The organism is Paenibacillus mesotrionivorans, assembly GCF_046098205.1.
Lineage (GTDB): Bacteria > Bacillota > Bacilli > Paenibacillales > NBRC-103111 > Paenibacillus_AR > Paenibacillus_AR mesotrionivorans.
The window spans coordinates 48,183-61,646 of the sequence record NZ_JBJURJ010000022.1; the positions used below are offsets into that span (position 1 = coordinate 48,183).

The following is a 13,464-nucleotide window of genomic DNA, read 5'->3' on the forward strand; positions in this document are numbered from 1 at the left end:
TTCCTTCTTACTTCTGGCCTTCCGCGTACTGCAGGAACTCCTCCGGATTGCCGAACAATCGGCGTGCCTCCTTCAACTGCGCTTCCTCCCAGTCCCACCAGCGGGACCGTTGAAGCCGCTCGCAGATGTCCGGACCGAAGCGGCTTTTGACCGGCTTGGCAGGAATGCCGACGGCAATGGCATAAGCGGGAATATGTCCCGTAACGACTGCGCCCGCTCCGATAATGGCACCATCGCCAATAACGGCTCCCCTCAGTATCTGGGCACCCGCCCCGATCCACACATCATTGCCGATCACCGGCTCGGGCTTCGGCTGGCTCCAGCCTTCCTCCCTGTCCTCAACCGGCAGTGTGAAGCCGCCCGGCGAATACCAGAAGGGATGGGTGGACACCGCATCCACCGGATGCTCGTCACCGCCAATTCTCACTCCAGGAGCGATGGAGCAAAATGCGCCGATTCTGCCGGAATCTATCTCCACGCCTTCGCGGATGTAGGTATACCGGCCGACGGATACGCCGGGATTGATCCGGGTATGGTGCATGACATACACCGTGTCGTGAATGCCGGTCTGCATCTTCTGCTTCTGCGTCTTCCAGTAGCTCATATACCCGTCCAGCCGGAGCGCGGCCTGCATTTTCCAATTCACGATACTGCTCATGGCACCACCCCGTTATGAACTCAGCCGCTTCTCCGCCTGTTGGGGAAGCGAACCGTATAATCTGACAAATTCCTCCACATTACCAAAGCTTGCAGAAGCCGCCTGCAGCTTCGCCTCATCCCATTCCCACCAGCGGATTTCCCGAAGGGCAAACCGCAGGTCATCATCCTCCACGGCATACTTCAGAAGCTTGCCGGGAATGCCGCCAAACACCGCATATGCCGGTACATGGCTGCCGACCACACTGCCTGCCGCGATCACGGCTCCGTCTTCAATAATGGCTCCCCGCAGAATCGTGGCTCCGGCCCCGATCCATACATCGTTGCCGATTACCGGCGGGGCTTTGGTCTGCCCCCATCTCCATACCGGCGATTTCAGATCGTGATGGGCGGGGGAATACCAGAAGGGATGATGGGAAGCACCGCTGACCGGATGCTCATCCGCCCCGATGGTCACGTTCCAACTGACGGAGCAAAAGGAGCCGATGGACCCCGACTGGATCATCGTGTTATGCCCCACATAGCTGTACCGCCCGATGGACACGGAGGGGGCGATCCGGCTGCCCGTTTCCACACAAACCGTGGGATGGATCAGCTCGTTCTCCGGCTGGACTGACCAATACTGGATAAAACGAAGCAGCTTGCCGAAGCGTCGGGCCAGCTTGATTTTGGTAGACCGATTCATGTCCAGCTTCCTCCTTTATCATCAAAAGTGCCGGCGTCCGGCTGTCTAACAGACGTCAGAGCCGCTATTCGGCTGAAATAAGAGCTCCACCAAAGGTAACGGAAGCCACAGCCTTTATTTCAGGAAAAATGGCGGCCTCGGAGCAGTTTTGCTGCAAATAGCGGCTCTGGCTTCCGTTAGTTTTCTGGAAACGCGTTAACCGGCCGGTTAACGTCCGCTGCTTCCATTAGAATTCCGGGAGTGGCAGAAGCGCCCTTCCCGGAACGCGTCCGGGAAGCAGCTGCGGGTACTGCGCTCCCGCATCAGCCAACGTTCCACACCGGCTTCAGCAGCTCGGCGTACCGGCGGGTGCACCGCGCCGTATCGTATTCCAGCGCCGTCGCCCTGGCTGCGTAGCCCATCTGCCGGCGCAGATCCTCGTTGCCCTTCAGGAGGGCGATACATTCCGCCAGAGCATCCGTATCCCGACTGGGGACAATAAACCCGTTATGCCCGCTGTCGATGACATCCTTCATGCCCGTCATGTCCGTGACCACCGTCGGCAGTCCGGCAGACATGGCCTCCAGGGGAGCCAGGCCGAAGCCGTCCTCCACCGAGGAATGGACATACATGCTTGCTCTGCGCAAGGCGGGCAGCGGATCGCCGGGAGCGCAGGTGATTCGGACGCCCCTGCTGCGGTATTCCTCCAGGGACTTGGCAATGGAGCGCCAGCCGATGCCGCCTACCAGCACCACCTCAATATCCGGGTCGCCCAGCTTTTCCACCGCATCCAGAAGGTAGTGATACCCCTTGCGGATAGAGATCTGGCCAACCTGGATGATCCGGAATACGCCGTCCCGCCCCGCTTCCCCCGCCTCCGCAGCCGGAGAAAACCGGGCGGTATCGATGCCCAAGGGCGAATACAGGATGCGATTCTCATCAAAGCCGCGGCGGAGAAAGCTTTCGGCCTGAAGCCGGGAGGCGACGGTAATATAATCCGCCAGCTCGTATTCCCGCATCACCCGCTCCATCCATTCCCGGGAGAAGGGATTACCGCCGATATTCCGCTTTTTGTGCTCAGCCTCGGTAATCAGGTATACATCCTCCGCATGTGTGGTGGCCGCCTCCAGCACGGTTACGCCGCCGTTTGCCTTGACCTTGCGGAAGGTAGCTTCGGCAAAACCGGGAAAGGAATGATACACACTGTAGCAAGATGGGTAAACGTCGGCAACGGCCTTGTCAAACTGCATCCCGTTCCAATACACCTGCTTAGAGGGAAGCCAGCGTACGGGCGTATACCGCAGCCATTTGTCCCACACCGGATTGGGCACACCCACAAATCCCGGCTTCTCCGGGGTTCCCCGGCAATAGACCCCGGCTTCCACACCAACCGTTTCCATCGCTTTGCAAATAAACTGCAGATGTCCTCCCAGTCCCCCCATGCCGAAGGGAGTGGAGCATCCGGCCAACACCTTGGTATTCACATGACCACCCGCTTTGATATAATTACCCCCAAAAGTGAAGAGGCGCTCTGTAGCTTATTCCGATACCTTTCGGGGGAGCCCCCGAATAACTCATCCCCAAAAGTGAAGGGAGGCTCTGTTGCCTATTCCGATACCTTTTGGGGGAGCCCGCCGATATACAGCTGCAATGCTTCGATGATGTTTATGCGCCTGTATTCCGGCGCCGCTTCCGCTTGTGCCGGGACCGTAAGGACCGCTTCGGCTCCAGCTCCAACGCCTGTTACCGTGCCTTGGCGCAAATGGTTCCACGCCGATTCCACCGTATCCGCCAGATCATCAGCGTCCGCATGGCGGGAGACATAAATGCCGTCCATCCATTGGCTCCACTCCGGCAGGCCGCCGGAATCGAATACCACCACCGGCTTGCCCAGCGCTCTGGCTTCGGGCACCACCAGCCCTGCCGGCTCCGGCCAGATGGAGGGCACAACCGCCACATCCGAGCGTTCGTACCACTGGTGAACCTCATGCCCGGCCACCTTGCCCACGAACTGGACGGCATCGGCGATTCCCAGCTCCTCTGCCATGCTTTTCAGCTTGCCGCTGTACCAGCCGTCCCCGACTACCGTTCCCGTGGCGTCAATGCCTCTGTCCCGGAGCAGCCGGATGGACTTGAGGAAATACTGGACGCCCTTGGTGTATACCAGGCGGCCGATGTAGAGAAGCTTCAGCTCCTTGGCGTCGGAGGCCACCGGAGCCAGCTCCGGATAGAATTGGGCCAGCCCGCCCAGTGTGTTGTCGAAGATGATGACGTTGTTTTCGGGTATACCATCGATAACGAGGAAATCCTTCAGAGATTTGCTGACCGTATAGATTCTCCGGCAGGCCTTCAAGGCCTTAATGGCGGAGTTGTACTGCACAAGTCCTTGAAGCGCAGCCTTGGGGCTTGTGCTGGTGCCGCACTTGCGCATGTACCAGCGGGGCAGACAGCCCAGACCTCCCGGCTTGCAGCAGATTTCATCCTTATCCCGAAACAACCTTCCCCCCGCCGGGCAAATGGGCGCATGCACCGTAGCGAGAATGGGATACGCCTCCGCCAGCCGGTGCACGATTTCGCTGGAGCGGGTGCTTTGGTGCCAGATAATCAGGTCCGGCCGGTAATCGCGGATGGCGGCTTCCCAATTCTCCATCGCCCCCACATGAACCACGGGAACCGCTTGGGCGCCCCAGTCCGTCTCCTCCGCCTCCAGCGCAGTGATGACCGTATCATGTCCTTCGGCCATCAGCTCCAGCGAGAAGTTATAGACAAACCGCTCCAGGCCGCCGAAGTTGCCGAAGTAATCCACCATTTGCAGTATTCGCATCGTCTCATCATCCTATCGATCTAAGCTTGGCGCTATCCGCCTTCCGTTCCGCACAATGCTCATAATAGGCCAGCGTATCCTCGGCAATCCGGCGCCAGCTGTAATCCTGCGCCTTCTCCCACGCCCGGGCCCGCAGCCGGTGCAATAACTCCCTATTTTCCAAAAGAGTGCCCAGCGCTTCACTAATCGCCGCCCCGTCACGGGCAGGAACACCCAGGCCGTTATCCATGTGGCTGATAATATCATTGGGGCCGGGAATCAGGCTCGCTACGGGAGCCAGCCCGCAGGCCATCGCCTCCAGAAGCGACAACGGCATACCCTCACTCAGAGAGGGAAACAAGAGAATCTGGTGTCCGGCCAAAAGCTCCGGCAGCGCGGAATGCTCATAACGGGGAACCACATGAATCCGGCTGTGAAACCGGGAATCATAATCCGCATGCACCTTTTCCGGCGGGCACTGGGTGCCCAGGAAGGTTACCTCCGCGTTGGGGTAACGCTCCAGAACAGGGGCCAAACCCTTGGCGGCAAACTCGGTTCCCTTGCGGGGAATATAACTGCCGATAAAAGCAATGCCCACCGGCGTATCCTCCTGAAGAGGGGTAGGCGCAAGCGGCAGGTCCAGGAGATAATCCGGCACCCCGTTGCCGATGACCCGGGAATGGTGCAGCCCGAAGCGGTCGGCAGCGTACCGGTATTCATCCTTATTCAGAAGCACCGCCCCGTCCGCCTGCCGGAAGGATTGGGCCACCTCCCACAGCCGGTATCCGCCATGATAGATGGGATATTTCCACGAAAGCTTCATTTCACCGAGCCTGGCCCGTTCTACTCTGGCTTCGTGGGCCATATGCTCCAGCCCATGGCTGCGGGTGACGGCTACCGTGTCTCCACCCCTTTGGCGCATCCGAAGGTGGAACCAAATATCTCCGCTGGAAGCGTCGATGACATCCAGCCGCCCTTCTCTCTCAAGCTTCCGGCACCGGGCATGCAGGTACTGGGGATAGAGCAGCGTAGTCAGGGACTCCGGCAAATCCTTGGGCAGTTCATCGAAGGAAAACAGCTCCACGTTATGCCCCAGCTGCCGGTATTCCTCGGCCAGCCGGTAGGTGACGCCGGGAGCCCCGGCATTTTTGTCCATATAATGATGGATGGAGAGCAGAATATTCACGTGCGTTGACCCTCCTTCAATTGAAGCTGCTGCCTGGATGGGGCATCTGCATCCGTATCCGCATGGCGGAGGTAAAACAGCACACCCTCCAGCTGCCCTTTCATGGAGGGCAGGAAGGTCTGCATCACCGCCCGGTCACCCTTGGCGGCTCCGTAGAGCATCCGCGCCACCCCCGGCATACGGCGGTCTCCCACCAGCACCCCGTAGGCGATCCGTGCCGGACGGCGGTAAGCCGGCAGTCCGTGCAGCAGCGCCACGCTGAGATTAAAGGAGGCATTGGCCACCGCATCCCGCACAATGGCATTGCGCTGGTCGATATCATGGCGGGTCGCAGGGTAATGGTCTACCCGCAACTGCGGATCATAAATCAGCTTGTAGCCCAGCCGCCGGATGCGCAAACACAGGAACACCTCAAAATGCACCTGCGCCCCTTTTCCCTTCATAAAGGCCGGGAATTTCACCAGCGGTGTGCGGAAGGACATATTCACACCCTTCAGCACATCTACCTCCCGGGGACCGCCATAACCCTGGTCATGGTTGCCGATGAGCTTGCCGTACCAGGTGACCCGGCCGACTACCGGCTTCTTGATGGTCTGGTCCCGGCCGGTAATCATATCCCGGCCGCCGACCCCGCCCACCTCCGGGTCCCGGTAATAGTCCAGCAGCCGCCTGGCCCAATCCTTCCAGGGCACCGCGTCATCATCGATGAAGGCGACAATGTCGCCGGAGGCATGCTCTACTCCCGTCTGCATGGCGTGGATGACGCCGGGTTTGGAAACCTGCACGTGGCGCTTGATGTAACCTGCGGGAGCCCCCTCCCACTGTTCCACAAACTCCAGCGTGCCGGCATCCTCCTCACGGCAAACCACAATCACTTCATCCGGCCGCCGCTCCTGGGCGTCGATGCCCGCCAGGCAATTGGCCAGCTCCTGCGGACGTTTGTAAGAAGGGATTACCACAGTTAACATCATGCTATCTACCATCCTTTATAAGCACATTTCATTGGGGAACCTTAGGCAAGGGCTTCTTCAGCTGAAATCCGCGCAGGAGTGCCAGCACCTCTCCCGGCTGGAGCCGGAACAGTCCGGCAACCGGGACCTTGAGCTTTTTGGCCTGGACGATCAGATATCCCCACTTGGCCAGGTTTGCCGTACCCAATGCCCAAGCCGCTCCGGCAGCGCCTGTAAAACGAACCAGAATCAGCAGCGCCCCGAAGCCGGTGACCAAGCCGATAATTTCCGTCTTGCTCAACACATTGAACTTGCCCTCGGCGGCGAAAAAGTTAAGCAGAATGGAGTAGCCGATTTTCACCGGCGATGTGAGCAGCAGAATGATCCCCAACAGCACCGCTTCGGAAAACTCCTGTCCGTACATAAACGGAATCACAAACGGCAGCACCAGACAGCCGCAAGCGGCAGCCACCGCCGTCCCATAAAAGAAGATGGCATGGATCCGGCTGACCTCCCGCCTCCGCTGCTCCCCGGAGAAGTCCATCAGGCGCGGCGCCAGAAATACGTTCAAGGCTCCGTACAGAATGGAGGGGAGAATACTGCCGATGCTGGAGGCGACGGTGTAGATGCCCAGCGCATACGCGCTTAGGGTCAGCGACAGCAGAATCTGATCGAAGCTTCCGCCGAACACCTGCACCAGTGAGGATGCGTAGATTTTCACACCGTATTGGAGGAGCATTTTCGCATTGGCAAACAGCCGGGTAAACTTAGGTCTCATCACCTTAAAGATCCAGTAGATGATGAGGAAAAAGGTGCCCGCTCCCCAGATGACATTCAGCAGGATAATGTTGAACACGGTGACATTGCCGGTAAGAATCAGCCCGGCTAGGGCTGCCAGTGTGCCCAGGGGATTGAGGATCCGGGTGAGCAGCACCTTGCGGAAGCTGTTGAAGCTCTGCAGAGTGCCAATCAGACCGTCCGTCATCACGGCGAAGGGCAAGGCCAGCAGCGCCAGCTGCCCCAGCAGAATCATCTCCCGGGTTTCGCCGGACATAATCACCAGAGTCAGGAGCTGGCAGATGACCAGGGCGGCCAGCCCTACCAAGGCTCCCGTCATCAGAAAAGCGCCGAAGATTTCACGCTGCTTTTCCTTGAAGTTTTTGCCCAGGTAGATCATGGCGCCGGGAAGCCCCAGAGTGGACAGCCCGGCGAACAGAACCGCCCAGCGGGTAGCCATCGCCAGCTCGCCACGCCCGTACGGGCCCAGATAACGGGCCATGATAATACCCGTACCCATATTTAGCGCCATCACCAGAATGTTGACGGCGAAGCTGGAGAAGAATAATTTTTTCATAGGCTATCCGTTGGCCATCCTCTCTTCCATAACATGGGCGAACCGGTCCGCCATAATCCGTGCGGTAAAGCGGGAATCGATGGTTTTCTTCGCCTCATCGCCCACCCTGCGGGTCAGGTTCCGGTCTCCGTAAACCTCGGCCATATAACGGGCCAGCTCCTCGGCGCTGCCGTCGTAGAGATAACCGTCTACCCCGTGCCGGATAATTTCGGCGGGACCACCCTTACCCACAGCCAGCACCGGCCTTCCTGCTGCCATCGCCTCCACCACAACCATACCGAAGGGCTCGAACAGGGAGCTGTGCACCACCGCATCGCTGGCGGAGATGAACCGCTCCACCTGATGCTGATGGCCGGCGAAGATGACCTGCTCCTCAAGGCCGCTGCGGGCAACCAGATCCTTCAGCCCGGCTTCATAATCCTTTTCCACTCCGAATTGCGCTCCGCCTACAATCAGCAGGCGTGCATGCTGACCGGCCAATGCTTCCTTGAAGGCTTCGATTACCACATCAGTCCGTTTCCAGCGCTGGAGTCTGCCGATGAAGGCAAACACAAAAGCATCCTCCGGGATGTTATACTCCCGGCGGATGGCCGTCCGCAGCTCGCTGCTATAGAAAAATGTCTCCTTGTTGATGCCGGGATAATTGACATCCACGTATTTTTTGGGACTTAATGAAGCCTGGGCGTCCCGGACGCTTTGGGAGGGACAAAGGATAGCCTCCGCCGGAATCCGGCTGACCACCTTGTCGAAGAGCGTTCCTGTGGGAACCCCATGCTGCCACCAAATACTGGGTTTGCCCTCCAGCATAGCAGCCACTCCTCCGTAAAAATGGGGCTTGGGCGCCCAGCTCACCACCATCTGCGCTCCCGACTGGCGGATCACCCGGCGGATGAAGGAGATGCTTTTCCAATATTCTCTGGGGCTGCGGATGCGCCCGGAGTTGACCACATGGACATTGCAGCCAAAACCCTTGGCCGCCTCCACCAGCCTGCCCTCCGACAGGAAGATCATTTCCACCTGGAATTTTTCCTTGTCCAGATGGGCCAGCATATCCATCAGCACCCGTTCGGCGCCTCCCAGCTCCGCTACGTGGTTGACTACAACAATCCGTTTTCCCGACATATGGACGTCTCCTTTATCCTAAGAAGTGAGCTTTGCATTCGCTTCACCTTGGGGAGCTGGTTTTTCCTGCGGCGGCATAAAGGCCAAGCCGGTGAAGAGCCAGAATATTACGGCGCTTAATCCCTCTAGCCCTCCTCCGAAGAAGAATGCCGCCATCAGCTGCAGGATCGTGGACAACGCAAGAGGCACATAAGGATTATCCTCCTGCGGTATCGACCGGATACGCCGGTAATAGAGCAGTACGGCCCGGAAGAACAACAGCCCTCCGATCAAGCCGTAGGTAGCGAAGGTTCCCAGGTACCCGTTGTCTACTGAACCAAGGCCTGCGAAACCCTCCCCATCCCCCAGCTTGCTGGAGCTTTGGCCGATACTGCCGAAGCCCATGCCAAAAGGCTGCTTTAGGATCTCCGGCACCGCATGGAGCGCCAGCCCGATGCGGGCGTTGAAGGAGCCGTCCTCCTCCAGATTCCCCAAGGTTCCCACCCGATCCGTCAACTGCTCCGAATTGGGCAGAAGCGGCAATGCCAGCATGGCAGCAGCCGATACGGCTGTCAGGGTAAGGATGATTTTCAGGCGGCTTGCGCTTTTGGCGAAAAGAACATACACCAGAATGCCCACGATCAGGGTCACCCAAGCTGAGCGGACCAGCGTGGTGCCCAGGGTGGAGAGCACGATGAGAATACCCAGCAGCCCAAAAGGGCCCCGCCATTTGCGGTTGACCACCATGGGAATGAGAGCCGAGATCAGGAAGATGGCCAGCGGCCCCGTCGAGTTCATGGTGGAGAACACCCGGAACTGCATGGGAGCGGGCTTGCCCAGCGAAATCATCTTGGCTCCGTACATCCACATGAGATCCCAAGGCGGAAGGTAGATGTACTGAATCCAGCCGTAAATGGAGAGCAGCACCGCCAGCGTGGCGTACATGGCCATGAAGCGGTCCTTCTCCTCCCTTTTGAGGGGATGGCTGATCAGATAAATGAAGATACACAACGGCGCTACCGCCGTCAGCACCGTGTACAGCCCCGCCGCCTGGTTGATGACAATCCCGATCACCGCCGCATATCCGAAGGGAATCAGGAAGGTGGCGATCATGGAGCGGATGGGCTTGTTCTCCGGAATCCCTTTATTCAGGATCCTCAGGAGCAGCATGCCTGTGGTCAACAACGGCAGCAGGCTGATTAACGATACGGCATGATAATAGCCCATATAGTAGTCAGCCAGACGCCTGATTTCCGGGGCTACTGCCCACATAAGGCTGATGTAAATGAGAAGCCCGTTGCCCTTGGCCAAAGCCAGAAGAAACGCCGGCAGCAAAAACGCGGTGAGGCCGATGAGCTGCACCACCATGGTTTTGTTGAAGGAGGTATACTTCCCCAGGTATAAGCAGCCGCCCAGCATAATAGCCGCCATAATCAGGTTGCGCAGCCAGACCTGCCGCTGCAGCCAGTTCACCATTAACGTCAAGCGGTCAGTCACTACATCCCAAAAACGTAACCCCCAGTTGAAAATCGGATTATCAAACATAGGCCAGATACTGGCGGATGATAGCAGGCCAGGAATGGTCATCCGCCCATTCCAAAGCCGCTTCCACCATGTCCCGGTGAGCTTGGGGATTCAAGAGAGCGCCGGTCAGACTATCTGCCAGCTGGTGGTCCTGCACGATGCTGCCGAACCTGCCATGCTGGAGAATTTCATTGGCACCCGGGTTGGGGGTGGTAACCACGAGAGTGCCGCTTGCCATTGCTTCCAGATAAGGGATACCGAAGCCTTCGTAGGTGGAGGGCATGCTGAATACATGGGCTCTGCGGTACAGACCGGCCAGCTCTTCAATGCCCAGGTTCTTATAATAGGTGACCCCTTCCGCATCAGGCCCTTTATCGCTGACCATCCACAGCTGGGCCTCCGGAACTTGGGGTTTGATGACAGTATTGAACAGCTCCAGCAGCCATCTGCCCCGCTTGCGGCTGTCCAGCCCGCCGACGAAGAGGATCGTCGGAGCCTCTTCCTTCGGACCGGGATGGAAGATCCGGCGGTCCACAGGCAAATGCACGATTTTGTCGGAGGAGCGTGTGGGATACAGCTTGCGGGTGTCTGCGGAGTTAAACAGCGTGGCATCGGACCGCAGGGAGGAGAAAAGCTCCAGCAGATACAAAAAAGACAGGTTCACCTTGCGAACCAGTCTTTTGTTATGCTGCATTTCCCTTAGGGCGCTGCCGTGCATGATGCGGAGCCACTTGGCGCCGCTGCGCTTCATGGCCCAATCGTCGCCGCTGGAGAGCACCAGGTCATATGGGCGGAAGTCCAGCTTCCGGCTCTTGAGCGGAGCCACATAATACCGGTAGAATCTGCCCTTTTCCTCCTCGCCCGCCCCTTCCACGATAATGGTCTTGTAATCCACACCCGGAATGGTGGGCTGGGAGGTAAAGGCTGTGACATCATGCCCCATCTCCGAAAGGGCACTGCACAGCCGGTGGTTGAAGTGGCTGACCCCCCCGGTTTTTTGGTTCACCCGGGGGAGCTCAAAAGCCACAACCGCTATTTTTAATGGAACGATTGTGCTCATAGGCTAGACACTCTCCAGATTCAAGTTAGAATTTCAGTGTAACGGGCCCCTCTTCCTTGCGGGAGGTGCCGGGAATGCCGATGCCGTGGTAGTCCAGCCCGGCCCGGGCATTTTCGGGGATGGCGTTGCGTCCGTCAATGAGCAGCGGCCGCTTCATCAGCCCCGGCGCTGCAGCCGGTACGGTGCGCAGATATTCCGGCCACTCCGTGACCAGAAGGGCCGCCTCCGCATCCTGGAGGCATTCCTCGCAATCCTTTGCGAAGTGGACGCCCGCCGGCAGCAGCTCCTTGGCCTTCTCCATGGCTATGGGATCATGGACCCACACTTCCGCGCCCAAGGCTAGCAGCTCTTGGATCACGGGAATGCTGGGCGCCTCCCGCAGGTCGTCGGTGGCGGGTTTGAAGGTCAGCCCCAGCACTGCGATCTTGCGGCCGGCCAGTTCTCCCAGCTCCCGGCGCAGCTTCTGGACCATCATATACCGCTGGTCGTTATTCACCTCGATCACAGCGGACAGCAGCTTGAAGTTGTAGCCGCTGGTATCGGCGATGTACTGCAGTGCCCGTGTGTCCTTGGGGAAGCAGCTGCCACCGTAGCCGATGCCGGCATTCAGGAAGGCCGGCCCGATCCGGTGGTCGGAGCCGATCACCTCGGCAATCTTCAGCACATCTGCTCCTACACAGTCGCAGACATTGGCCATTTCATTAATGAAGGAAATCTTCATGGCCAGGAAGGCGTTGGCCGCATATTTAGCCAGCTCTGCGCTTCGCAGGTCCACATGCAGGAAGGGGATCTTCTCCTGATCCAGAAGCGGTTTGTAGACGCTCTGGAGAATGCGGGCCGCCCGTTCGCTGCCCCCGGCCACAATCCGTTCGGGATGCAGCGTGTCATATACGGCCCGCCCCTGCCGAAGGAACTCGGGGTTGGAGGCGATATCCACCACCTGCCCCATCCCTCTTCTGCGGATTTCGTCCATAAAGCGGTCCGCCGTTCCTACGGGGACAGTGCTTTTGTTGACCAGAAGCGTCGGAGTGGCCTTATGTGCCAGGGTCTTCAGTACATTGTCGAAGGCCTCGTGCAAGTAGCTCAGGTTGGGAGAGCCGTCGGCATTGGCCGGTGTCCCCACGGCAATAAAGACCACATCCGATTCCAATATGGCTTCCCGGTAGGAGGTGGTGAAGGTCAAACGGGAGCGGGACTTGGCCATCAGCTCCTCCAAATCGGGCTCGTAGATCGGCGGTATGCCCTTGTTCAAGAGCTCTACCTTGGCTTCATCAATATCCGCACACACAACCTTGTGCCCCAAGTGGGCCAGGGCCACGCCTGTGGTCAATCCCACATATCCTGTGCCGATTACCGAAATATTCATGCTTAACGCTCCCAACGTTTAATTTTTCATGGCTTATCTGGGGGCTCCCCCGAAAGGTATCGGATTAAGCTTCAGAGCTTCGCTTCACTTTTGGGGGATAATTTTAGTACGCGCTGTTCGGCGCGATCATGATCTTGACCGTACGGATGATCAGCTTCACATCATAGAAGAAGCTGCGCTTCTCTATATAATGAAGGTCCAGCTCCACCATCTCGTCGAAGGAGAGGCTGTTGCGTCCGCTCACCTGCCACAGGCCGGTGCAGCCCGGTGTAACCAATAGACGCTGGCGGTCAAAGTGGGAGTATTCCTCCACTTCACGGGGAAGGGAAGGCCGCGGCCCAACCAGGCTCATGTCTCCCCGCAGCACGTTCCACAGCTGGGGCAGCTCATCGATGCTGGTTTTGCGGATGAAGCGTCCGATCCGGGTAACCCGGGGGTCATTCTTCATTTTGAACATGGCCCCGCCAACTTCATTCTGATCCAGCAGCTCATCGAGCAGCGCTTCCGCATTGGCTATCATCGAGCGGAATTTATACATGTGGAATTCCCTGCCGTCCTTGCCCACCCGAACTTGCTTGAAGAAGACGGAGCCTTTGGGATCTTCAAGCTTGATGAGAGCCGCCACAATTGCGAACAACGGGGTCAACAGCAACAACCCGGCGAGCGCGCCGAAAAAATCCAGCAGCCTCTTGGTTGCCAGATACAGCTTGCGTTCGTTGGGATTGACCGATGCGGCTGTATCGGAATATACAGCCCGGGATGGCAGCGCCTGTCCATCGAATGAATAATTAGGCATGAT

The 13,464-nt window shown here is 58.4% G+C and carries 12 protein-coding genes; all 12 read right to left on the reverse strand.

The features are described 5' to 3' along the window. Positions 1-7 precede the first annotated feature (7 nt). Positions 8-658, reverse strand: coding sequence for a CatB-related O-acetyltransferase (locus tag ACI1P1_RS26195; RefSeq protein ID WP_416219470.1), 651 nt, complete (start codon positions 656-658; stop codon positions 8-10). 12 nt (positions 659-670) lie between these two features. After that, positions 671-1,342 (reverse strand): CatB-related O-acetyltransferase, encoded by a 672-nt coding sequence (locus ACI1P1_RS26200; protein ID WP_416219472.1) that lies wholly within the window; start codon positions 1,340-1,342, stop codon positions 671-673. Between the two features lie 302 nt (positions 1,343-1,644). After that, positions 1,645-2,805 (reverse strand): glycosyltransferase family 4 protein, encoded by a 1,161-nt coding sequence (locus ACI1P1_RS26205; RefSeq protein WP_416219473.1) that lies wholly within the window; start codon positions 2,803-2,805, stop codon positions 1,645-1,647. 122 nt (positions 2,806-2,927) lie between these two features. Then, the gene (locus ACI1P1_RS26210) at positions 2,928-4,145 is read right to left on the reverse strand and encodes a glycosyltransferase family 4 protein (protein ID WP_416219474.1); all 1,218 of its coding nucleotides are present in this window, start codon (positions 4,143-4,145) and stop codon (positions 2,928-2,930) included. 7 nt (positions 4,146-4,152) lie between these two features. After that, on the reverse strand, positions 4,153-5,310 hold the full coding sequence (locus ACI1P1_RS26215; protein ID WP_416219475.1) for a glycosyltransferase family 4 protein: 1,158 nt from the start codon (positions 5,308-5,310) through the stop codon (positions 4,153-4,155). After that, positions 5,307-6,281 carry a glycosyltransferase family 2 protein gene (locus tag ACI1P1_RS26220; RefSeq protein ID WP_416219476.1) on the reverse strand — a complete coding sequence of 325 codons (975 nt, stop codon included), beginning with the start codon at positions 6,279-6,281 and terminating at the stop codon, positions 5,307-5,309. The genes ACI1P1_RS26215 and ACI1P1_RS26220 overlap by 4 nt, the downstream gene beginning before the upstream one ends. A 28-nt stretch (positions 6,282-6,309) precedes the next feature. Then, entirely contained in the window at positions 6,310-7,614 is a 1,305-nt protein-coding gene (locus ACI1P1_RS26225; RefSeq protein WP_416219478.1) for an oligosaccharide flippase family protein, read from the reverse strand. A 3-nt stretch (positions 7,615-7,617) separates the two neighbouring features. Continuing rightward, positions 7,618-8,736: a glycosyltransferase family 4 protein gene (locus ACI1P1_RS26230; RefSeq protein WP_416219479.1), complete on the reverse strand. Its 1,119-nt coding sequence runs from the start codon at positions 8,734-8,736 to the stop codon at positions 7,618-7,620. Positions 8,737-8,754: 18 nt separating this feature from the next. After that, positions 8,755-10,212, reverse strand: a complete 1,458-nt coding sequence (locus tag ACI1P1_RS26235) for an O-antigen ligase family protein (RefSeq protein WP_416219480.1) — start codon at positions 10,210-10,212, stop codon at positions 8,755-8,757. Between the two features lie 40 nt (positions 10,213-10,252). Further along, positions 10,253-11,299, reverse strand: a complete 1,047-nt coding sequence (locus ACI1P1_RS26240; protein ID WP_416219481.1) for a glycosyltransferase family 4 protein — start codon at positions 11,297-11,299, stop codon at positions 10,253-10,255. 25 nt (positions 11,300-11,324) lie between these two features. Further along, entirely contained in the window at positions 11,325-12,665 is a 1,341-nt protein-coding gene (locus ACI1P1_RS26245; protein WP_416219482.1) for a UDP-glucose dehydrogenase family protein, read from the reverse strand. Positions 12,666-12,768: 103 nt separating this feature from the next. After that, positions 12,769-13,461, reverse strand: coding sequence for a sugar transferase (locus tag ACI1P1_RS26250; RefSeq protein ID WP_416219484.1), 693 nt, complete (start codon positions 13,459-13,461; stop codon positions 12,769-12,771). Positions 13,462-13,464 lie beyond the last annotated feature (3 nt).

What these genes read in the sequence shown, in the direction of transcription:
- ACI1P1_RS26250 (WP_416219484.1), bottom strand. Translation starts at nt 13,461, where the DNA reads ATGCCTAATTATTCATTCGATGGACAGGCGCTGCCATCCCGGGCTGTA.
- ACI1P1_RS26225 (WP_416219478.1), bottom strand. Translation starts at nt 7,614, where the DNA reads ATGAAAAAATTATTCTTCTCCAGCTTCGCCGTCAACATTCTGGTGATG.
- ACI1P1_RS26200 (WP_416219472.1), bottom strand. Translation starts at nt 1,342, where the DNA reads ATGAATCGGTCTACCAAAATCAAGCTGGCCCGACGCTTCGGCAAGCTG.
- ACI1P1_RS26230 (WP_416219479.1), bottom strand. Translation starts at nt 8,736, where the DNA reads ATGTCGGGAAAACGGATTGTTGTAGTCAACCACGTAGCGGAGCTGGGA.
- ACI1P1_RS26195 (WP_416219470.1), bottom strand. Translation starts at nt 658, where the DNA reads ATGAGCAGTATCGTGAATTGGAAAATGCAGGCCGCGCTCCGGCTGGAC.
- ACI1P1_RS26240 (WP_416219481.1), bottom strand. Translation starts at nt 11,299, where the DNA reads ATGAGCACAATCGTTCCATTAAAAATAGCGGTTGTGGCTTTTGAGCTC.
- ACI1P1_RS26245 (WP_416219482.1), bottom strand. Translation starts at nt 12,665, where the DNA reads ATGAATATTTCGGTAATCGGCACAGGATATGTGGGATTGACCACAGGC.
- ACI1P1_RS26220 (WP_416219476.1), bottom strand. Translation starts at nt 6,281, where the DNA reads ATGATGTTAACTGTGGTAATCCCTTCTTACAAACGTCCGCAGGAGCTG.
- ACI1P1_RS26210 (WP_416219474.1), bottom strand. Translation starts at nt 4,145, where the DNA reads ATGCGAATACTGCAAATGGTGGATTACTTCGGCAACTTCGGCGGCCTG.